The following is a 21,127-nucleotide window of genomic DNA, read 5'->3' on the forward strand; positions in this document are numbered from 1 at the left end:
TCTTCAAGAATGAGTTTTACTGCAGAATTTTTAAATTGTTTATCGAATTTTCTTCTTGCCATAATAAACCTTTCCACGATTTCTCTTAACTTTGTGTCTAGTTTATTATAACCTTTCCACTTTCAATAATATTTTTTGTCTAACTTTTTGGGGTCAGTACATAGGCTGTGTCTTATTTATTAAATATAAGGGCTACTAGCAGCGTAAGCACATATACTCCTGAAAAGAGAACAAAACTTTTTACTGCTTCAATAAAAGTTTCGCGTTTCACTTGCTTTTTCAAGAATCGTTCCAAACTATGATAAGCAGGCACTAGACCAAGCAAACCAATCAATGCCCAGAATGGCAAGAAACCTGTCAAACAGTACAACAGCCACAGCAACCATGGTAAACTTGCCAAGACAAAGTATAGTTTCAAAGCATTTTTCTTACCGATGTAGTAGACCAAGGTGTAGCGATGGTTGCGAATATCTTCTTCTAAATCACAGGTGTTGTTCGCCAACATGATATTAGCAATCAAAGTAACTAACGGAATAGACATTAAAATGATTTCCAATATCCTTGTCCAAGAGAATTGTACAGTCATCCACTGACCGCTCACCTGGCTCGTCAATAGCAAATCTGGTTGCTGAATAAATACCGCGAAAAAGAAAATTCCAAATCCCATAGTTATTCCAGAAAAGACTTCCCCCAGTGGCATTCTCGACAATGGAATAGGACCAAATGTATAAAAGATTCCAATGAGAAAGCATAGCGCCCCCATTGGCAAGAGTAGCCAGCTTGTACGCCAGACAAGCAATAAAGAAATCAGGACGGAAAAAATAAGTAAGGTAAAAATAATACCAATCATTTGCTGAAAATCAAGCGAAAACTTCCCAATCACATTACTTTCTTGACGATAGGCTTCATCCTTTGCCTTATGATAATCCATACTATTGTTTATTGCGGTCGTGCACATATCAAAACTCAGTACTGCCAGGACAAACAACAGCGTATTCAACCAATTAAAAGTCTGATAGCGATAAGCTGCCCATAGAAGCCCCAGTGTCATAGGAAAGACACTGGCTACCTTTGTTTTGATTTCGACAAATTCTAGAAATACGGGTAAACTAAGCCCGTTCTTTGATTTATTCACTGACAAGATGATACTCCTCATTCGTTAATTCAAAGCTATCTTTAAGTCCATCGCTCAGATGAACACCGTGCTCCTTATCAATAAAGACCGCTTCAACTCCATCCATTTGGTTGATGAAAGCAAGTCCTTTTTCAACACCGAGCAAGAAAAGAGTTGTAGACAAGGCATCTCCTTGAACCGAGGTTTTTGAAAAAACTGTGACTCCTGAAATGTCATTCTCTACAGGATAGCCTGTTTTAGGATCTAAAATATGGTGATATTTTACACCATCTACCTCAATATACCGTTCATAAATACCAGATGTAACGACTGAATCATGTGTCTCTGAAACTGAGCCAACCGTTGCCCCTCGAACTTGATCCGGATCTTGAACGCCAACGTTCCATCCTTTTTGTGTTTTCGGTGAGTCACCCATGACTACAACATTCCCACCAAGGTTGATAATGGCTGTAGTAATCCCTTTACTTTCAAACAACTCTCTCACTTCATCCGCAATATATCCTTTTGAAATAGCCCCAAGTTCTAAGGTCATTCCTTTCTTGATATAGACTGTTTGGTTTTCCTTATCCAGAGCGATATCCTTGTAGTTTATATATGGCAAAGCAGTCTGTATTTCTTCATCGCTGGGTTTACGTGCATCTTCATCCCCAATTTTCCAGAGATTAGTCACAGCACCGATTGAAATATCAAATAAACCATCACTCTCTTCACTAGTCTCGATAGCTTTCTCAATTACTTCAAAAGTCCGATCATCTACTTTGACAGCTTCTTTTCCAGCCGCCTGATTGATCCGATAAACATCTGAACCATCCAAATTCGTTGACAGCAGACTTTCCATTTCCTTGATATAGACGATTGCCTCATCCATCACTTTCTCTTGATCATCGTGATAGATACTCAATTGCACTACTGTATGTAGTAGACTTTCGCTACGAGTCAATGGAGTTTTTATGACAGGTAACGTTTCCGTTTTCTTAGCTCCGCATGCTACAAGGAGAAATGCGGCAATACAAATTACAAATAAACGGATTCCCTTTTTCATTAACTCATCCTTTCTAATAGAAAAAACACAGTAGCCAGATTGGGCTACTGTGCCTTCATTTTACTGACAGATATTACTCAAATGTAAGTGTGATTGTATCTGTATTTCCTTCTTCAGCAGCTTTCAAAAGTGCTTCAGTTGATTTTTTGAAGTTTTCAGAAGTATGAGTTGCACCTGAAACTACTTCTACATCTGCACTTTGTGCTGCAAGAAGTTCTTCATCAAGTTTATCTGTAGATTCTGCAGAAGATACACCTGATTTTTCTTTCATTGTTGCATTGTATTCAGCATTTTCTGATTTCAAATTACCATCTTTGTCCTCGTAATCAGCAGTTGAAGCGGTAATTTTACCACCTTCGATAGTGATTTCGTGAACAAATTTCCAACCGCGTTCATCAAATCCTGACTCAGCTTTGTAAGTACCATCTTTCCAAGCTGATGCTGATGAAGATTCAGAAGTAGTTGTTTCTGCTGTTGATGATGATGTTGATTCTTCTTTAGCACCACATGCTACCAAAGTTACAGCAGCACCGAGAACCAACAAACTTTTCAACATCCATTTTGTCTTTTTCATGATAAAACTCCTTTGTTTTATGTTAATAACTATACTATAATGATATAACTTTTTCTTCTATCTGTCTAGTCAAAATTGACAAAAAAATCACAAATTAGAAGTATTTTTTGAATACGTTTTCTATGATTCGATCAAATGATTCTTTTTCTGAAATCAGCATTCTATTTGCAAAATTGTTGCATTTAATAAGGTAGGAAGAAATCAAGCTTTCCGTTTTTTCAATAGCACCTGTAGACTTGATTTTTATTGCCAACTTATCCAGAGCTTCAGTCTGTGGATTTTCAATATACGCTTTTAAATCCTGACGAATTTCCTTTCTTTCTCTTAAAGCAAGTAACAATGGGGCAGTATAAATACCATTTTGAAGATCCTGCAATTGAGGCTTACCAGATACTCTAACATCCAATTGGTAATCAATTAAATCATCTCGGATCTGGAATGCCATACCAAGGGCTTGACCTGTTCGAAAAGCTAGTCCACTTTCTTTCTTCGACTGTCCTGGCACAAAAGCTCCCAATTGGCATGACAAACCAAAGAGAAATGCTGTCTTCCCTTGTATTTGTTTGAGATAGGCTTTCATAGTCATTTCTGTATCAAACTGATTCATTAATTGAGACAGCTCTCCTCTTAAAATGGTTTCCATGAGTTTATCATTGCCTAAATTCATATCTTCCTGAGATAGATCTTGTAACCGTAACCCCTTGGCCAACAAACGGCCTGAATAGGCCAAAAGATAGTCTCCTGTATAGATTGCAATCCGATTTGAAAATTGCTGATGGACCGTGATAACTCCCCGTCTTTTATCTGCCCCATCAATCACGTCATCATGTATAAGGGTTGCTAGATGTAAAACTTCAAGATAAGCAGCAAAATACAACTTAGATTGATGAATTTGCCCTTCTTTCATCTGTGCAAAGAGCAGACAAAGGCCAGCACGCAAGTATTTACCCGGTGCCTCTACATACTCAACAATCTTTGTTTTTACTGCTGGATGCAGAACCATCATCTCTGATAAGATGATGGTTTTAACCTCTTCAAGCCCCCTCTTAATGTCTGGGTGGGCATCCCAAATTTGATGTACCACTTAACTGTTGAAATTTCCTTTATTTATTATCCTTGATTCTGTAAATATGCTTGGGCTTCCCATAAATGGTCTTATCAAGGAAGCGACCTAACCATGGCATAATCCAATAATCTAATCCAAATGCTCTACCTGCACCATTCATTAATGAAATTGCTGCTGGGATAAACCAAATATTTACCCAGTAGAACATACCCGATAAGCTGAACATAACTACTAAAGCTACTGTTGCAGCAGATACAATCCATACAAATGCTCCTGCAATCAAGGCTAAACCAATTCCGATTTCTGCAATAGTCATGAATTTTTGCATAAAGAGCGCAACTTCTTGGTTCGGCATCATGAATTCCATAATTGACGCAAACCAGTCAGGCATTTTTTCTAAAACGGTCATCGGTGTTTCACCATAGGCGTAGCTCAATCCAAAAATTGGTTCTGCTACTTCCGCTGCGGTAGTAGCAGCTTGTGAAGCGCTTGAAACTGTCTCCGCTGCAGAAGCTCCAGAAACTGGATCAGCTAACCATGGGAATGGGAAGACAACTTGATCACCAAACCATGACGTTGTTCCAAATAGTCCAAACCCTTTTTTCACACCTTCATAGAGCCAAACTGATCCATACAATAAGCGCATCGGTACTGACCATAAAAGATTGCCCTTACCAGAAGTATGTCCACCAAAGATGTTCCGTTTATTTTTAATATCAAAGAACTCATGACGCACATAAGATCCCATGTAGAAGAAACTTCGGATAGTAAAGAAGTATAGCAAGTTAACCATATGCTTCATTGCCATAGCAAAGAAACCAGACATATGGTATTTATCCATCAAGAAAGCAACACCATAGCGTGATCCGATAGATACCATAAAACCATCATACTTGCCTTTATAACTGTGCTTTTCTCCGCCGTTAATCGCTGCAATGATATTGCTTGCTGCAGTATGACCAGTTTGTTCAGCTGCTTGAACGATTTGAGGGGTCGGTTTTCCTTCTGATTCTTCAAAGTAAACCAAGTCACCAGCCACATAGACATTTTCTTTGCCTTTGGCTTCCATAAATTCATTGGCAATTAGGCGACCTGCACGTGCTTTTTCAATACCGAATTCACTAGAATCAGAATTTGCTTGAACACCTGCAGTCCAAATAGAAGTGTAGGTTGGGATTTGACGGCCAGATGCCAATGTTAAGCTATCTTCTTGAACACTCGCAACACCATCACCAAGTACTAATTCAACGCCTTTTTTCTCAAGGTATTTACAAGCCTTGACTTGTTCTTTTTCAGTAACCATAGCCAAGATATTTGGCGCTGCTTCAACAACCTTGAGTGAGAATTCTTTCGGATCCAACTTGAACTCACGCGCCAAAATTGGTACCCAATCAATTAACTCACCGATCATCTCAATACCAGTAAAGCCAGCACCGATAACTGTAAAGGTCAGAAGGGCACGTCGTTTTGCTTCATCATGTTCACGCATGGCAAGGTAGCAAGCATCAATGATGTGGTCATGCAAACGCTCAGCTGCCTCAATAGACCATAAAGTGAAACCATGTTCCTTGACACCTTTGACACCAAAGTCATTCGCCTCACCACCCATAGAAAGTAGCAAATAATCAAATGCCAAGGTTTGGTGTTCAGCAACGACTTGTTTCTTGTCGTAGTCAATCTCTACAACCTTATCAGTCACCAACTGAACCTTTGGATATTTTTTGAAGATACGTTGTAGGTCATACTTGATTGCATTAGCTTCCACTCGTCCTGCAGCTACTTCATGCAACTCTGTCATGTAAGTATGGAAAGAGTTTTTATCGATTAAGGTAACGCTTACATCTTCGTTTTTCTTAAACGTTTTCCCTAATAGTCGAGCTGCTGCAATCCCTGCGTAGCCAGCACCGACAATCACAATATTTTTCGTCACAATTAATCCTCCTTGTGAAAATAGCAACAATTTAGTATAAAATCATTATATCTTAATATCTAATACATTTCAAGCTCTTTTCAATAATTAGTGGTATTCCCTATCCCGACTTGCGTGGTAACGAAAAAAAATGTAAGATAACTAGTGAATAAATAATTTCCCAGAAAGATGCTCTACCAAAATCTATAATGAATTCAAAAAGAAAAACCTTAAATTTTATTACAATGTTAGCTGCTCAAGCTGTTGTTATTTCAGTGATTGAACGCATGATTCCAACTCCATTTTCTTTTGCCCCAGGAGCAAAGTTAGGATTGGGGAATTTGATTAGCATGATTGCAATTTTTACACTTCCTGCCAAAGATAGCGTAAAGGTTGTTTCCCTCCGACTGCTCATTTCAACTTTCTTAGGAGGAACATTTTCTACCTTCTTGTATAGTTTTGCTGGTGTGACACTTAGTTATTTCGCGATGTTGGCCGCCAAGCAACTCGGTCCTCGTCGGGTCAGCCCAATTGGCATTTCAATACTGGGAGGTATGATGCACAACGTCGGTCAATTGATTGTTTTCGCTACCATCGCTCGCTCTTTTTATGTATTGAACTACCTTCCGATACTCTCTTTTAGCGGAATACTTTCTGGATTTTTGGTAGGATTAGCCGCCACTTACTTGCTTGAAAAAGTGGGTCCTCTTCGTTACTATCACCAAAAAATATTAGCTGAGTGGAAATAGCTCTCTTCTTTTTTAATCTGAATACAAAAAATCTAATGCATATAGATTAGCCAATAGTATATATTCAATTACTTGATAATCAGATCCGATTAATATGATACAAAGTCAGCTCACAAAATGAATTGACTTTTTTTGTTATGAAGCCGTCTATTATTACTATTTTAGCAGAATAATCGACAATCTATCGTCTGAATTTTCTGCATGTAACCCTTTACAAAACTGGTATTCATCAGGTAATAAAATCCCTTGATTTTCTTGATAATTTCATAAACATTTTAATTCATTATTTCTTACCTTTTTCCACTATTTGTGCTACAATAGCTTCATATTTAATTATCAAAAGGGAATATCATGTCTTTTTTACCTATCAAGTTGACACCGAGTCGACGAATTATATTCAGTTTTTTGCTGGTAATTCTGATCGGTTCTATCTTACTCAGCTTACCGATTTCACAAGCTGATAGCTCCGTCGCCACCTATTGGGATCATCTTTTTACAGCTGTTTCTATGGTCTGTGTGACAGGCCTGTTCACTCAAGCTGTCTCCGAATCATATTCTACCTTTGGACAGATTATCTGTATGTTGTTGATTCAAATCGGTGGACTTAGTCTTATTGGTTTCATTGGTTTGTTTGCTCTCCGTGGTGGTCGGAAAATGAATTTCATGAATATGGCCACACTACAGGAAGCATTAGCTCGTTCTGATACCAAGCACTTTCGTAGCTTTATCAAATCTGCCTTCGGTTTCACTTTGGCCATTGAATCTCTTGGCGCTTTGATTCTATCATTTCAATTTGTTCCAGATTTTGGTTGGCAACGCGGCCTTTTCAGCTCTGCATTTTTAGCAGTTTCAGCTTTCTGTAACGCAGGCTTTGATAACTTTGGTGCTACTAGTATTGTCCGCTATGTTGACAATCCACTAGTCAATCTGACTTTAGCCGCCTTAATTATCATGGGGGGACTGGGATTTTCTGTTTGGTTTGACTTTCAAACACAGATTGTAACCAAAGGACACTTTAAAAAATTACGTTTTCACACGAAGGTAGTTCTTGCATTAACCATTACTATTCTATCAATTGGGACACTTCTTACTCTTATTACGGAGTGGAACAACCCAGATACTATTGGAAATCTCCCATTTTGGGAAAAATTACTGGTTAGTTTCTTCCAAACTGTTACCATGCGAACCGCTGGTTTTGCAAGTATTGATTATACAAAGGCTGAACCAGTCACACTTCTCATTTATATTTTTCAAATGATGCTTGGTGGCGCACCTGGCGGGACTGCTGGCGGGATAAAGATTACTGCATTTCTTACCATCATTCTCTATGCACGTAGTGAAATTTTAGGTCTGCCTCATACAAACTTTATGTCTCATACTATCGACAATCTAACAATACGAAAAGCATTCGCAACCTTTTCTGTCTTTCTAATGATCTTTTTAGCCGGCCTTTTTGCAATTACGGTAACTGATGCGACTCAACCTCTGATTTATCTTATGTTTGAAGTCATGTCGGCTCTAGCAACAGTAGGAGTTACCGCTAATTTAACGCCAAATCTCAGTATGGCTGGTCAGGCCATTATCATGGCTCTCATGTTTTTCGGACGTATCGGACCATTATCCATTTTAGCAGGTCTCTCTGTTCGCCGGATTTCAAAAACAGAAAGCTTGCAGTATGCAAAATCATCATTGTTAGTTTAATAGGGGAAAATTATGTCAACTTACACTATCGGAATTTTAGGTCTCGGTGTATTCGGGACTACCATTGCCAAAACGTTGCACAAATATGATTGCAATATCATCGCTGTCGATAACCATGAACAACAGATTAACCAACTCGAGTCTATCCTAACACGGGGCGTAGTGGGAGATATCACGGATAGATCACTGTTGCGTGCCGCAGGTATCGAAAACTGTGATGCTGTAGTCGTTGCTACTGGTAACAATCTTGAGTCAAGTGTCCTGGCGGTTATGCACAGTAAAATGTTAGGTGTGCCTAAAGTCATTGCCAAAGTAAAAGGTACCACTACAAAAGAAGTCTTATTACGTATCGGTGCTGATAAGGTAATCTCACCAGAAAGAGAAACAGGTATCTCTCTTGCTAAACATTTAATTCACCGCAGTACTACTAGCGTTTTTGAATTAGGTGGTAACGCTTCTATTGTTGAATTCAGACCTCCCAAAAAATGGTTTGGAAAAACATTGGCGGAATTGCAATTGCGTCAGAACTATAAAATGAACATTATTGGTTACCGTTGTGGAGAAAATCAGGAATTAAACATTCAATTGACACCTGATTATGTTTTCAATGAGGATGAGCTGATTACAGCAGTTACAGACCACAATACCATTGACCACTTTGAAGATTTAACCGACTAAACCTAGCCCACTAACCCAGCTGTATCGGAATGTTAGTGGGCTTATACTCTGTACCTTTTCAGGAGATTTTATGAACGACTTAACCAAAGGGAAACCTATTATTGTCATTTTACAGTTTACGATTCCCTTATTAATAGGTTCTTTTTTTCAATTAGCCTACAATTTTGCTGATTCAATGATTGTCGGTCACACCCTCGGTGAGGAAGCTTTTGCCAGTGTAGGGACGGCCGGTAGCCTTATCTTTCTAATTGTAGGTTTTGCTCAAGGATTGACCAGTGGGCTAGCCATTGTTACCGCACAGCGTTTTGGGGCTAAGGATACTGCTGGCCTCCGCCATAGTTTTGTTCACGGACTTTTCTATTCTATTCTTGTTAGCCTAGTATTAACTGTCCTTTCGCTCATTTTTCTACGTCCTATTTTAGAATTGTTACAAACTCCGGTAAATTTAATCGAGCATTCTTATGCATTTATGGTTGCTATATTTGGTGGAATGGTGTTTACCATTTTATATAACTATTTGTCCGCTGCCATTCGGAGTTTAGGTGATTCAACCACTCCACTTTTAGCTCTCATACTGGCTTGTATCATCAATATTATTCTCGACTTTTTCTTTATCTTAAATGTTGGATGGGGTGTATTTGGCGCTGGTTTTGCCACTGTTACCGCTCAAGCAGTTTCTGTCGTCTACCTTCTCTTTCATATTAAACGAAAAATCCCTCAGTTTCATCTTACAAAATCTGATTGGAAGTTAGATAAAGATAATTTGAAAAAACATGCACAGGTTGGTTTCCCCATGGGATTTCAGGCAAGTATCATTGCAATTGGAGCACTTACCCTTCAAGCAATGCTCAATCAGCTTGGAACCCAAGCAATCGCTGCTCAAGCCATAGCTAGTAAAACCGACCAGTTAGCTATGTTACCTATGATTAATTTAGGCCTCGCCATCTCCACTTTCACTGCCCAAAACTATGGTGCTAAAGAATACAAAAGAATTCTGGAAGGACTCAAACAAGCTCTTTGGATTGATATCGCTTGGTCGATTATCTATGCTATTTTACTAATCATCTTCCATGGTTTCTTCTCCAGTTTGTTTTTGCCAGAGGCAAGTTCAGAAGTTCGCTCTCTTGCATTAAGTTATTTCATTATTAACGGCTCTTGTTATTGGATATTGGCTATTCTATTCATTATTCGTAGCTTCGTTCAAGGTTTAGGTAAAGGTTTCATTCCAACCTTAGCCGGATTTGGTGAACTAATCATGCGAGCCGGTGTGGCAATTATCGGTCTCCAATTATTCGGATTCTATGGAGTTGCCGCCGCCAACCCGGCAGCTTGGATAGGAAGTATTTTAGTTCTCATCCCAAGCACAATTATCCTCTCCCGCAAACTAAAAAAAGGAGAGACTGTTTAATCTAAAAAACGCATGAAACTCTCATGCGTTTTTAAAATAATATTTCCGTAAAAATTGGATATGCAAGATATTCCAAAGCGCACCATAGCTAAGTCCAACAAAGAAAGCAAAGCCGACTTGCACATTAGATACTGGTAGCAGATGAACAAAAAGAATGAAGCCCAAAATAACCACTAATAAAATAACTGTCGTTGTCTTATCCCACTTAAAATAGGCTGAAAAGGGTTTGTTAGGACAGACTTGTACTTCCTTGAACTGTTTGAAACTAGCACCAAGATTGGCCCCGGCAGCCCCCATAATAGCACCAAAATAGTAGTGAGGCAGTAGATAAACCGACAAAACAGCTATAGTAACATAGGCAAGCACCAAGAAGGCATATACAAATTTTTTCATGACCAACCGCCTAGTTCAAATCTTCTTATCATTATTTTAACATAAGTTTTTTTGTATATCCAAGACTTATAAAAAAATTTTACAGCTGACTTTCCGCCTCAATTTCTTCCAAAAGTTTACCATAAAAAGTCTGTTCATCAGCCAAAAGCGGACTGTTTGGCAACATTTTTTTAGCCTGAGCCAGAGATTTTTTCAAGGCCTTGTTATCATGTGAAATACGCTGATGGTAGAGAGCCGCGATGACTTGGTAATTTCCCATAGGGTATTTGAGCAGGGACTTGACTTGTTTGTCCTGCCCCAAGTTCTTAGCCTCTTCTTTCAAACCTTGCAAGATATAGACTTCTAACAGTACAAGTTTCGCCAGCTTCACGATATAATTATTGTCCGATGCCGCTATCACTTTTTCCAAGCGTTCCTGGGCTTCTTGATACTCCCCGTTGAAAATCAGTACTTCCGTCCAGTTTAGATAGTGAATCTGTGGCAAATGACCAGGCAAGATTGGCAAGTCCATGACAAAATCACTTAAATTCGCAGCAGTTGGATCCACCATGACTTGAGAGGTGTGTCTAAACGCTTGATAAACCAATCGACTATATTCAGGATGAGCACTCAACTCTTGTATCTTAGCACCATCCGCTATTCCAGAAGGATTGGCATTGAGTGCAAACAAGGATAGATTGAGGAGAATTTGCGATAGAGGCAGACTCCAATGCCCTGTCAAGAACCCAATCAAAACAGAAATAAGGATGAGACTGAGATGGACAATCGGACCACCTGCAAACATCAGAATCACCCGAGGGTCATTCTCATCTTTTTTGACTCCGATATACTGAGCAGCTGCCCCTTGCACAATCACGGTTTTCTTCCATTTCCAGCCCTGGGCAGTCTTGACCAACAAGCGATTGCTCAAGCCAAGCGCCACCAAGTCAAAACCCGTCAACCAACCAAAGAAGGCATGCCCCAATTCATGAAGAATGAGGGTCAGATAGAGTGTTCCCATAAACCAGATATAGCCTAGACCAACAATTAAAAAGATGCCCTCATCCGACTGAATAGGAAGCACTTCCTCCATACCAATGAAACAATAGCATGCTCCAACAAAACTTAATAGGATAGAAAGCCCAATCACAAACCAATTCCATACTTTCTTCATAACAAACCTCCTTTTAATAGTATAACAAAAAAAGACTAGAAAACCTAGTCTTTCCTTGTTTTTTTTAGCAATCTTATTCTTAGGAATTAGGATCGTCCAAACTACGGCCATGCAAGCCTTTTTCACGTTGGACTTGACGAAGTTTCTCTGGTGTCACATCGTTGCCATCTTCATCAACCAGCTTAATCCCCTCAATATGATGACGGATTGCTCGACGATACCCCTCGATGTATTCTTCCCTGAGCTGAGCCTGTTCAACTTTTTCCTCTGGTGTCAAGGTACCAGCTTTTTTCTTTTTAGCCAATTCATTGATGCGATCAATTTTTGCTTGTTCCATCTTTTCCCCCTATTTACTATTCAAGAGATTGAAGACAGCCACAGCACTTGCCTTATCCGCCAAGGCTTTCAAGAGAGCCAAGCGGTTGGCTTTGACTGCTGCGTCATCTACCATAACCATGGTATTGTCGAAGAAGGCCGCGATGACTGGGCTGAGAGCAAAGAACTTGTCCAAGTTGCCTGCCATGTCTTCCGTCAACTCCAAGCCAGCCACTGCTACAGCAAGGGCTTTCTCCTGCTCATTTTCAAAGAGTGCCTCGTCAACCGCAGTCGCCTCCGCCTTTTCAGCCAAGTTGAAGACCCGTGACAAGTTTTCCACGGCTTCCTTGTAGTCAGCCTCTTTTGATTTTTGGAAAATAGCAGAGCTGGCTGCCAATTGCAGTCTGACCACAAAGGTTGAGCTAGCAAGCACAGCCTCACGGATGTCTTTCGGAATCGCCTTATCCATCATCTTCTCTACACGGGCACGGATAAAGTCCATCACAGCTGGCTGGTTGTCATAGGTCAAGCTAGCAAAGTTCAAGCTGTAGAGCTCCGCAATCAACTGATCCAATGGAATTTCCCAACCAAAGGCTTCCAAGATTCGAACGATACCCTGTGTCGCACGACGAAGGGCGTAAGGGTCGTTGGAGCCAGAAGGAATCAAGCCAACTGAGAAGAAGGATAGGAGGGTGTCAAATTTGTCAGCCAGTGCCAAGACCGCACCGACCTTGCTTTCAGGCAATTCGCCTTCTGCTGAATTTGGCAGGTAGTGCTCACGGATAGCTACCGCCACCGCAGGTTTTTCCCCTGCAAGAAGGGCATACTTCTCACCCATAATCCCTTGCAGTTCATCAAACTCGCCGACCATACCTGTCAAGAGGTCAAACTTGTAGATGTCCGCCGCACGTGCCACATCTGCTTTTTCATCCGCAGACAAGCCAGCCAGGTCAGCCAGTTTTTCTGCGATAACCTTGGTACGTGCCATGTGCTCGTAAAGCGAGCCAATTTTCTCATGGAAGGTCACGACTTTGAGACGTTCCACCAAGTCAGCAATCTTGAGTTTTTGGTCTTCACGCCAGAAGAACTCACCATCTTCTAAACGAGCCACCAAAACTTTTTCATTTCCTTTGATAACATTGTCAAGGTGCTGGTCGTTCCCGTTGCGGACGGAGATAAAGTTTGGCAAGAGTTTGCCAGACTTATCACGCACCACGAAGTAGCGCTGGTGGTTTTTCATGGAAGTGACCAAAACTTCCTCTGGCACTTCCAAATATTTAGTGTCAAAAGAACCCATGAAGGCAGTTGGGTACTCGACCAGGTTGAGAACTTCATTGAGCAGGTCTTGGTCAATCTCAACGGTCACATTGTGTTTGTCCTCGATAGCCTTGATTTGCTCGACGATCATATTTTGACGCTCTGCGGGATCAGTGATAACAAACTGTGCACGCAAGTCTGCCTCGTAAGAATCTGCACTTGCAATCTCAGTTTCATTTCCAAGGAAACGATGACCACGGCTGATGCGACCAGATGTAATATCTAAGAAGTCCATATCCAATGCTTCATCGTCCAAGAGAACGGTCAAGGTGTGGACAGGACGGATGTAGGCGAATTTATTGGACGCCCAGTTCATGCTGACAGGGAAGGTCATAGCCTTCAAGACCTCTGGAATGCCTGCCAAGACTGCCTTAGCTGGCTGACCAGCTTCATGCTTGGTCACATAGACATACTCTTCACCCTTGATCTCGCGAAACTCGATGTCCGCTGTCGTCAAGCCTTTACCACGGACAAAGCCTTCTGCAGCCTTGGTGAAGTTTCCGTCTGCGTCCAAGGCAATCTTCTTAGCAGGACCCTTGAAATCTTCTGTAAGATCAGTCTGCTGGTCCGCCAAACCACGCACACGAACAGCCAAACGGCGTGGCGTTGAAAAGACATCAATGATGTCAAAAGCCAAGCGATTGTCTATCAAAAAAGTCGCCATGCGGTCACGCAACTGGTGCATGGCTGGGGTTACGATGTAGGCAGGAATTTCTTCCAAACCAAGTTCAACAAGTAAATTCTTTGTCATTATTCTGCGTCCTCCTTCAACAATTCTGCTCGTGTTGCTTCATCCAAAAGTGGGAAGCCAAGTTTCTTCCGCTCTGCCACAAAGGTTTTGGCAACGACACGAGCAAGGTTACGGATACGGGCAATGTAGCCTGCACGCTCGGTTACAGACACAGCTCCGCGGGCATCGAGCAGGTTAAAGGTGTGAGAACATTTGAGCACATAGTCAAAGGCTGGGTGAACCAAGCCCTCTTCCAAAGCCCGCTCTGCTTCTTTCTCAAACTTAGTGAAGTTTTCAAGGAGCATATCCTGATCTGATACTTCAAAGGAGTATTTTGAATGCTCATACTCTGGCTGGATAAAGATTTCACCGTATTTAACACCGTCTGCCCACTCGATATCGTAAACAGAGTCAACCTCTTGGATATAGGAAGCCAAACGCTCCAAACCATAAGTTACTTCAGCTGTGACAGGACCTGTCGCCAAACCACCAACCTGTTGGAAATAGGTAAACTGCGTGATTTCCATACCGTCCAACCAGACTTCCCAGCCCAAACCAGCTGAACCTGTTGACGGGTTTTCCCAGTTATCCTCAACGAAACGAATGTCGTGTTCCAAAGGATTGATGCCCAAACGCTCCAAAGATTCCAAGTAAAGTTCTTGGATATTAGAAGGAGATGGTTTCATAACCACTTGGAATTGGTGGTGCTGGTACAAACGGTTTGGGTTTTCCCCGTAACGACCGTCCGCAGGACGACGAGATGGCTCAACATAAGCCGCATTCCAAGGCTCAGGACCGATAGCACGCAAGAAAGTGTAGGGACTCATAGTACCCGCACCTTTTTCTGTATCATAAGCCTGCATGAGCAAGCACCCCTGCTCATTCCAAAATTGTTGTAGGGTTAAAATGATTTCTTGAAACGTTAATTTCTTTGACATATATTTCCTCTTTCTATATATATTTCAAAATTGCTAGTTCTCCACACTCGGTATGGTTTCCACAAAAACAGCCTGCTCCGCCTGGTCCAGATAGGAGCAGGTCATGGCTTCTAGGTCGATGACCCACTTGTAAATGCCTGCTTCTGCTGTTTCTTGGCAGAAGGTAGGGAAATCTGTTTGTCCAGCCTGATGATTACGTAAGATAGTCACAAACTGGTCACGATTGACTTGGTCAGCAATAGGTATCGCTACTTGATAGCCCGTCTTTTCCAGAGTCTGCCCTGTCTGTGAGCGATAGGTAACCTGGCCAGACTGGATATCCACTGTATTTTCTACCATGCCCAAGTCCTTAAAATAGGCGATCAGTTTGGGAAAATCAGGCCCAGTAAACTGCTCATGCCCGTGATTGATATTTTCTAAGGTGAACATTGATCTCCTTTCTTTATAGTAGCTGTCTTTCACCTTGAGATGAAAAACAAGAAATACTCGGTCGGCAGACAAAAAGAACCACATTCTCTTCCCCTGTCAACAGACATAGGGGCGTTGAGAACGCGGTTCCACCCTAATTTATTACTTCATTTGTATGATTCTAATTGAGTCGGACATGGTCACGACTGGGAAAGCGCCAATTATTTCAAGACTGGCCTGGCTTTCACTCTCCCAAGCTCGCTAGACAGGCTTTTGAAACAACCTTCTTCCATGCTTAGTATTGTAGCAGAAAAATCAGCATTTGTCTAGAAAGACCACTATTTATCCGAACACAATCCCGCTGACAAATCCTACAAGGCTATTGCAGGCCTATCGCAATCTAGTAGATATTTTTCTGGTACTACTCCCAAGAATTTTTCTGCGTGGTGACTGATAAAATCTAGGGCATTTTCCAAATCTTCTACTCTATCAGAATTGACCAACTCCATGACCAAGAAAGCATTCTTTGTCTCATCCGTAATCATGGTTCGCTCACCATCGCGCCAATTGAAACAGCGACAAACGGCGCCTTTATCATCCTTATAGCAAACTTCACCTGGTAAAGTTGGATTATTGGTTTCATCACCAATGAGATAGAATTCATCCCCACCCTCAGTGACCGTTAGTTGGAGATTGCCTACAAATGTATCTAAATCTTCAGCACCACATGGAAGACCAAAACGTAAACTCGCCGCATTATAAATGTCCACTAATGGAGAAATTGTTGTGACTGGACGGTCACTAGTTGAACGTTTCAAAAGTGCTTCGATACTAGAACGCGCGCCTTTTTTTGTTTTAAATTTTTGATAGGCTTGACGATATGTACGAATGACCTCATTCTCACTAAAGGTATCTTCCGTAAGAAATTTCTGGGCAATTCCGTTGCTTTCTTCCAGTAATTTCACTAATTCATCAGGCGATTGCACCAGCGTTTTATAATCTTTCAATAATAGAACTCCAATTTTTGCATCTGGAAATAGACTCCAGAAAGATGAATCAACAATAAATTGTGACATATTCCGACTCCTTTTATAGAAAAAATCAGCACCCTGTGAACACCTTCAAAGACTTAATGATGTTCATAAAATGCTGTTGCATGACTACCCGGTGGCAGTGTTTATTTAATTATATTTATTGTATAAAGATGCTTTAAATAAGTCAAGGACTATCCAAAATTTGAAAAACACAGCTAAATAACTATCTATGACTAATCTTCCTGGTCAAGAAATCACCAATAAATTGAATGGCAAAGATGATAACCAAAATCAAAAGAGTTGCTAAAAAGGTCACATCATCATTATAGCGCAAGTAACCATAGGATAGTGCAACTTGTCCCAAACCACCTGCTCCGATGGCTCCAGCCATGGCAGTGTAGCCCACCAATGAAACCAAAGCAAAAGTTGTCACACGAATTAAGTCTGGTAGCCCCTCACGCAGATAGACAAGGACAATATCCCAGAAAGTCGCACCTGATGCCTGAGCAGCCTCAATGACACCACGGTCCAATTCTGACAAGACCACTTCAACCTGACGGGCAAAGAATGGAAATACCGAAAGAGCAAGGGGCACCAAAGCCGCGTCTGTACCAATGGTTTTTCCAACAATAATTTTTGTCAAAGGAGCAATAGCTGCCAACAAGATAATAAATGGAATGGCCCGGAAGATAGAAGCCACCTTGTCCAAAATCCAATATGCAGTCTTATTGGCAATAACCCCACGTGGACCTGTCAAAACCAAGAATAAACCAGACACCAAGCCCATAAATCCACCGAAAGCAAAGGAAACAAAGGTCATATAGAGGGTCAAATTAAAATGTGTTAACCAACCTGTCTGACCATCCCAGCCCAATTTATAAATATCTGGAAAATTCGTTTGAATCCATTCTAACATCTAGTTCGCTCCCTTCAAAATCGTCACTTCTACACGGGCCTCCGTCACTGCCTCAATCGCACGGTGCAACTGACCAGGTTCTCCTGATAAGATCACTACCATCTCACCGACTGGCGTATGGTCCAAAATTTCAATATTGCCATAAAGAATATTGGCGGATACTTGATAGAATTTATACAAATCATTGACAATTGCCGTATCCGTGTTGGAACCAGCGTACTTGAGTTGCACTAAAATACTATTCTCAGGCAAATTCTTAACAATATCCTGCTGATAAATTTTTACCAAGGCCTCATCAATTCCTGTTGCTGTTTTGATGAAATCCTGTGTCAATTCTTCTTTTGGATGAGAGAAGATTTCTAAAACCGAACCTTCTTCAATCAAACGACCATCCTGCATAACAGCCACACGGTTACAAATGTCTTTTACAATCTGCATCTCGTGGGTAATCATGACAATGGTCAAGCCCAATTTTTCATTCAATTCCTGCAAGAGGGCCAAAATCTGCTTGGTCGTTTTCGGATCCAAGGCAGAAGTTGACTCATCTGAAATCAAGATTTTAGGGTCATTGGCCAAGGCACGCGCAATGGCAACACGTTGCTTTTGACCACCAGATAATTGGGCTGGATAGTTTTCAGCACGGTCAGAAAGCCCAACCAAGTCCAAGAGTTTGGCTACTTTTTCCTTCTTCTCTTCCTTGCTCAAACCCGAATGCTTAAGGGCAAAGGCGACGTTTTCTTCTGCCGTCATCTGCGCCATCAGATTGAAATGTTGGAAAATCATGCCAATCTCACGGCGTTTGCTCCGCAATTGAGCTGGGGTCAAAGTAACCTTGTTCCCCTCGTAAATCACATCCTCATCAATGGTAATCTTACCCGCAGACGGCACCTGCAATAAATTAATCACTCGAACAAGGGTAGATTTCCCTGCTCCAGAATAACCTACGATACCGTAAATGTCCCCTTGATTGATATGGATGGTCACATCCTTTACCGCTTCTATGGTTCGTTTTTTTTGCTGGAAAGTTACATCAATATTATCTAGCTTAATCATTTTCTTACTCATAACTTGCTATTAACTCCTCTACTAATTCAACATGGCTATAGTAGTCAGCGATGCCGACATTTTCATCTCCTGCATGGTCGCGACTGTTGGCATTACCCAGACCAAAGCCCACAATTGGTACACCTAAAGCGTGAAAGACCGTATGCATGGGGCCTGTCCCCGGTGACGTCGGCAAAACAGCAACTCCTTCTGATGTCAATTTTTTGGCCAACTCAATCACATTGACAATGGCAGGATGGGACATGTCACTACGATAGCTCATTTCTCCCAAAGTGAAGATAACCTCAATTTTGTCAAAGCCATGTTTGTCCAAATGCTGTCGAATCTTATCTAATACATCATGCGGCTCCAACCCAGGTACCAAACGGACTTCCATCTTAGCAGAAGCCTGAGCTGGTATGATGGTCTTGACACCTTGACCAAGATAGCCAGTTGACAAGCCTTCAATGGTAATCGATGGTTCAAAATACAAACGCTTCAGAAACTCACGACGATCTTCTACCAAGGTTGGAAGAGTCAAGCCATAAATATCTTTCATAGACTGACTGGTCGCCAGTGCAAATTCCTCCACCAAGGCCAATTCACGCTCATTTGGCTCTTGCACTTGCTCATAAATGCCATCTACAAGGATTCGTCCATCTGCAGCTCGCATGGATTGAAGTGCTGATAATAAATACCAGCTTGCCGAATCAATGACACCTCCATAGGAAGAATGAATATCCAAGTCCGCTGATTTGACCTGAAGATCAAAGGTCACAATTCCCTTATTTCCCCCAGCAATTTCTAGCTGATGTAGGCTATTGCGATGCCCTTGCTCCCAGACAAGTAGTTCAGCACCAATCAAATGTTCTTTATATTTTGAAAGATATTTGTCCAAGTCGACAGAAGCTGACTCTTCTGCCCCTTCCATAATAAAAATCACATTGACTGGTAGCTGACCATCTTGTCTAGCCTGATATTTTTTCAAGGCCGACAGACGAGCTGTGATATGGCCCTTATCATCATCTACCCCCCGACCATAGATATAACCTTCAGAAATAGTCAATTCAAAGGGGTTGCCCTTCTCCCAGACCTGATCCGCATCTGCTGGAACAGTGTCATAGTGATTGTAAAAAATCAAGGTTTTAGCATTTGGAACAGTTGCCTCAAACCTAGCAATGACAAATGGTGCTGCATAGCTGTCGTCTAAAACAACATCTGCCCCGGCCTCTTCAAACATTTCTTTCAGATAAGTGGCTACATCCAGTAAACCAATCTGTTGAGCAAAGATGGATTTCTTTGAAATCAAGACTTTTAATTTTTCAAAATAGGTCTGAATAATCGCATCATTTTCAAATGCTTGAATTTTCGCTTCTGACATATCTTCTCCTCTATACAATCTACTAACCAAAATCAAATATATTATGGTATTTCTAACTTGGGTTAAAAGATTTTCTTATCTCTATAAAAACAGATAGAGGGCTGAACAATTCTGCCCAGTCCTCAACCTATTTACATTTTACCAAACTGGCTCATCCATACCGTCTGAAGTCTCTTCAATAACTTTTTTCACTTCATCCGTGTGGTAGGCTTCGATAATTTTCTTAATCGCTGCTGCTTGCTCTGATTTTTCCCAATCGCTACGAGCTGCAATCAAGTTGTACCACTGTTTTGAATTTTCATCTTTTTGCTCTTTGTAAAGGGCATTTTTGTAATCCAAACCAGCTTCCAACACAAATGTGTTGTTTACAACTGCTGCATCAACTGAGCTAAGTGAGCTTGCTGTTTGGCTTGCATCCAACTCAGTGATTTTCAAGTTTTTCTTGTTTTCAGTAATATCAGCAATTGTTGCCAATTCTGTACCGGATACACCAACCTTGATCAAACCAGCTGCTTGAAGAAGGTAAAGGGCACGGCTTTCGTTTGTTGGGTCGTTTGGAACCGCAATTTCAGCACCATCTGGAATTTCTTCCACTTTCGTGTACTTGTTTTTTCCATCAGCTGTACCTGAGTAAAGACGGATTGGTGCGATATAAGTATCTGCAATAGCAACCAAATCTTCACCATTTTCTTCATTCCAGTTATTCAAGAAGTTATAGTGCTGGAAGGCGTTGATGTCTACTTCATTTTCAGCTACAGCCTTGTTTGGCTGTGAGTAGTCTGTAAATTGAGTGAACTCCAATTTCACTTCATCACCAAGAATTTCTTGAACTTTATCCCAACGTGCTTGCTCAGAATCGCTCAAGCTCATCACACCCACACGAACAGTTGTTGCAGATGAATCTGAACTTGAAGAAGAGTTACCACATGCAGCAAGTACACCTACTGACAAGGCTGCTGCTGCTAAACTAAACAATTTTTTTAATTTCATAAAATGATCTCCTTAAATTAGAACTGTATCTATCTTAACACAGAAATTCAGTTCTGACCAATTGACTTTTTTTATAGACGGCTATAGTTTTTCGCTATAGCAAGTACAAATGCAATTATAACAATTGATAATCGAGTAGGGACTAATTTCTAGTCCCTCTCACACCACCGTGCGTGCCGTTCGGCACACGGCGGTTCAACTAACTTTTAACGCATGTCGTTTTAGATAATAATCTAGGCAAGAAAC

General features: G+C 41.1%; 20 protein-coding genes. 4 read left to right on the forward strand and 16 right to left on the reverse strand.

All coding sequences use genetic code 11. From position 1 onward, the window contains the following. Positions 1-172 precede the first annotated feature (172 nt). The 5 genes from menA to K6V48_RS10250 form a co-directional block, all read right to left on the reverse strand. Positions 173-1,135 carry a 1,4-dihydroxy-2-naphthoate polyprenyltransferase gene (gene menA, locus K6V48_RS10230; RefSeq protein ID WP_277942144.1) on the reverse strand — a complete coding sequence of 321 codons (963 nt, stop codon included), beginning with the start codon at positions 1,133-1,135 and terminating at the stop codon, positions 173-175. Then, a complete protein-coding gene (locus tag K6V48_RS10235; RefSeq protein ID WP_222369508.1) occupies positions 1,128-2,177 on the reverse strand; it encodes an FAD:protein FMN transferase in 1,050 nt (349 codons plus the stop codon). The genes menA and K6V48_RS10235 overlap by 8 nt, the downstream gene beginning before the upstream one ends. A 73-nt stretch (positions 2,178-2,250) precedes the next feature. Beyond that, on the reverse strand, positions 2,251-2,751 hold the full coding sequence (locus tag K6V48_RS10240; protein WP_222369510.1) for an FMN-binding protein: 501 nt from the start codon (positions 2,749-2,751) through the stop codon (positions 2,251-2,253). A 94-nt stretch (positions 2,752-2,845) separates the two neighbouring features. Further along, complete coding sequence (locus tag K6V48_RS10245) at positions 2,846-3,835, reverse strand: polyprenyl synthetase family protein (RefSeq protein WP_222369511.1); 990 nt, start codon at positions 3,833-3,835, stop codon at positions 2,846-2,848. Positions 3,836-3,854: 19 nt separating this feature from the next. Then, on the reverse strand, positions 3,855-5,747 hold the full coding sequence (locus K6V48_RS10250) for an NAD(P)/FAD-dependent oxidoreductase (protein ID WP_222369513.1): 1,893 nt from the start codon (positions 5,745-5,747) through the stop codon (positions 3,855-3,857). A gap of 188 nt (positions 5,748-5,935) precedes the next feature. Between K6V48_RS10250 and K6V48_RS10255 the strand changes: the two genes are divergently transcribed. From K6V48_RS10255 to K6V48_RS10270, 4 genes are all read left to right on the forward strand, one after another. Then, positions 5,936-6,475, forward strand: coding sequence for a Gx transporter family protein (locus tag K6V48_RS10255; RefSeq protein WP_222369515.1), 540 nt, complete (start codon positions 5,936-5,938; stop codon positions 6,473-6,475). 351 nt (positions 6,476-6,826) lie between these two features. Then, on the forward strand, positions 6,827-8,176 hold the full coding sequence (locus K6V48_RS10260; protein WP_222369518.1) for a TrkH family potassium uptake protein: 1,350 nt from the start codon (positions 6,827-6,829) through the stop codon (positions 8,174-8,176). Positions 8,177-8,188: 12 nt separating this feature from the next. After that, the gene (locus tag K6V48_RS10265; RefSeq protein WP_024403581.1) at positions 8,189-8,854 is read left to right on the forward strand and encodes a potassium channel family protein; all 666 of its coding nucleotides are present in this window, start codon (positions 8,189-8,191) and stop codon (positions 8,852-8,854) included. Between the two features lie 70 nt (positions 8,855-8,924). After that, positions 8,925-10,262 carry an MATE family efflux transporter gene (locus K6V48_RS10270; RefSeq protein WP_105126949.1) on the forward strand — a complete coding sequence of 446 codons (1,338 nt, stop codon included), beginning with the start codon at positions 8,925-8,927 and terminating at the stop codon, positions 10,260-10,262. Between the two features lie 21 nt (positions 10,263-10,283). On the opposite strand, the gene K6V48_RS10275 is transcribed toward K6V48_RS10270, so the two are convergent. The 11 genes from K6V48_RS10275 to K6V48_RS10325 form a co-directional block, all read right to left on the reverse strand. After that, positions 10,284-10,655 carry a hypothetical protein gene (locus K6V48_RS10275; protein ID WP_105126950.1) on the reverse strand — a complete coding sequence of 124 codons (372 nt, stop codon included), beginning with the start codon at positions 10,653-10,655 and terminating at the stop codon, positions 10,284-10,286. A 79-nt stretch (positions 10,656-10,734) separates the two neighbouring features. After that, positions 10,735-11,808 carry a site-2 protease family protein gene (locus tag K6V48_RS10280; protein ID WP_105126951.1) on the reverse strand — a complete coding sequence of 358 codons (1,074 nt, stop codon included), beginning with the start codon at positions 11,806-11,808 and terminating at the stop codon, positions 10,735-10,737. Between the two features lie 79 nt (positions 11,809-11,887). After that, a complete protein-coding gene (locus tag K6V48_RS10285; RefSeq protein ID WP_002942632.1) occupies positions 11,888-12,145 on the reverse strand; it encodes a DUF896 family protein in 258 nt (85 codons plus the stop codon). 9 nt (positions 12,146-12,154) lie between these two features. Continuing rightward, positions 12,155-14,191 carry a glycine--tRNA ligase subunit beta gene (gene glyS / locus K6V48_RS10290; protein ID WP_222369520.1) on the reverse strand — a complete coding sequence of 679 codons (2,037 nt, stop codon included), beginning with the start codon at positions 14,189-14,191 and terminating at the stop codon, positions 12,155-12,157. Further along, positions 14,191-15,108 (reverse strand): glycine--tRNA ligase subunit alpha, encoded by a 918-nt coding sequence (glyQ, locus tag K6V48_RS10295; RefSeq protein WP_002939388.1) that lies wholly within the window; start codon positions 15,106-15,108, stop codon positions 14,191-14,193. Before glyQ ends, glyS begins: the two co-directional genes overlap by 1 nt. 33 nt (positions 15,109-15,141) lie before the next feature. Then, positions 15,142-15,537 carry a DUF1398 domain-containing protein gene (locus tag K6V48_RS10300; RefSeq protein ID WP_238596891.1) on the reverse strand — a complete coding sequence of 132 codons (396 nt, stop codon included), beginning with the start codon at positions 15,535-15,537 and terminating at the stop codon, positions 15,142-15,144. 350 nt (positions 15,538-15,887) lie between these two features. After that, entirely contained in the window at positions 15,888-16,592 is a 705-nt protein-coding gene (locus K6V48_RS10305; protein ID WP_222369522.1) for a B3/B4 domain-containing protein, read from the reverse strand. Positions 16,593-16,773: 181 nt separating this feature from the next. After that, complete coding sequence (locus K6V48_RS10310; RefSeq protein WP_105126955.1) at positions 16,774-17,466, reverse strand: methionine ABC transporter permease; 693 nt, start codon at positions 17,464-17,466, stop codon at positions 16,774-16,776. Then, positions 17,467-18,531 (reverse strand): methionine ABC transporter ATP-binding protein, encoded by a 1,065-nt coding sequence (locus K6V48_RS10315; protein WP_172085572.1) that lies wholly within the window; start codon positions 18,529-18,531, stop codon positions 17,467-17,469. Further along, the gene (locus K6V48_RS10320) at positions 18,524-19,891 is read right to left on the reverse strand and encodes a M20/M25/M40 family metallo-hydrolase (RefSeq protein WP_222369524.1); all 1,368 of its coding nucleotides are present in this window, start codon (positions 19,889-19,891) and stop codon (positions 18,524-18,526) included. Before K6V48_RS10320 ends, K6V48_RS10315 begins: the two co-directional genes overlap by 8 nt. Before the next feature lie 138 nt (positions 19,892-20,029). Further along, positions 20,030-20,881: a MetQ/NlpA family ABC transporter substrate-binding protein gene (locus K6V48_RS10325; RefSeq protein ID WP_172085574.1), complete on the reverse strand. Its 852-nt coding sequence runs from the start codon at positions 20,879-20,881 to the stop codon at positions 20,030-20,032. Between the last annotated feature and the right edge of the window lie 246 nt (positions 20,882-21,127).

This window comes from Streptococcus suis (assembly GCF_019794555.1).
Lineage (GTDB): Bacteria > Bacillota > Bacilli > Lactobacillales > Streptococcaceae > Streptococcus > Streptococcus suis_AB.

Bases quoted from the DNA above. Each gene is read 5' to 3' on its own strand.
- K6V48_RS10265 (WP_024403581.1), top strand. From the start codon at position 8,189: ATGTCAACTTACACTATCGGAATTTTAGGTCTCGGTGTATTCGGGACT.
- K6V48_RS10235 (WP_222369508.1), bottom strand. From the start codon at position 2,177: ATGAAAAAGGGAATCCGTTTATTTGTAATTTGTATTGCCGCATTTCTC.
- K6V48_RS10280 (WP_105126951.1), bottom strand. From the start codon at position 11,808: ATGAAGAAAGTATGGAATTGGTTTGTGATTGGGCTTTCTATCCTATTA.
- K6V48_RS10260 (WP_222369518.1), top strand. From the start codon at position 6,827: ATGTCTTTTTTACCTATCAAGTTGACACCGAGTCGACGAATTATATTC.
- K6V48_RS10320 (WP_222369524.1), bottom strand. From the start codon at position 19,891: ATGTCAGAAGCGAAAATTCAAGCATTTGAAAATGATGCGATTATTCAG.
- K6V48_RS10305 (WP_222369522.1), bottom strand. From the start codon at position 16,592: ATGTCACAATTTATTGTTGATTCATCTTTCTGGAGTCTATTTCCAGAT.
- K6V48_RS10310 (WP_105126955.1), bottom strand. From the start codon at position 17,466: ATGTTAGAATGGATTCAAACGAATTTTCCAGATATTTATAAATTGGGC.
- K6V48_RS10315 (WP_172085572.1), bottom strand. From the start codon at position 18,531: ATGAGTAAGAAAATGATTAAGCTAGATAATATTGATGTAACTTTCCAG.
- K6V48_RS10240 (WP_222369510.1), bottom strand. From the start codon at position 2,751: ATGAAAAAGACAAAATGGATGTTGAAAAGTTTGTTGGTTCTCGGTGCT.
- K6V48_RS10270 (WP_105126949.1), top strand. From the start codon at position 8,925: ATGAACGACTTAACCAAAGGGAAACCTATTATTGTCATTTTACAGTTT.
- glyQ (WP_002939388.1), bottom strand. From the start codon at position 15,108: ATGTCAAAGAAATTAACGTTTCAAGAAATCATTTTAACCCTACAACAA.
- K6V48_RS10325 (WP_172085574.1), bottom strand. From the start codon at position 20,881: ATGAAATTAAAAAAATTGTTTAGTTTAGCAGCAGCAGCCTTGTCAGTA.
- K6V48_RS10285 (WP_002942632.1), bottom strand. From the start codon at position 12,145: ATGGAACAAGCAAAAATTGATCGCATCAATGAATTGGCTAAAAAGAAA.
- glyS (WP_222369520.1), bottom strand. From the start codon at position 14,191: ATGACAAAGAATTTACTTGTTGAACTTGGTTTGGAAGAAATTCCTGCC.
- K6V48_RS10275 (WP_105126950.1), bottom strand. From the start codon at position 10,655: ATGAAAAAATTTGTATATGCCTTCTTGGTGCTTGCCTATGTTACTATA.
- K6V48_RS10255 (WP_222369515.1), top strand. From the start codon at position 5,936: ATGAATTCAAAAAGAAAAACCTTAAATTTTATTACAATGTTAGCTGCT.
- K6V48_RS10300 (WP_238596891.1), bottom strand. From the start codon at position 15,537: ATGTTCACCTTAGAAAATATCAATCACGGGCATGAGCAGTTTACTGGG.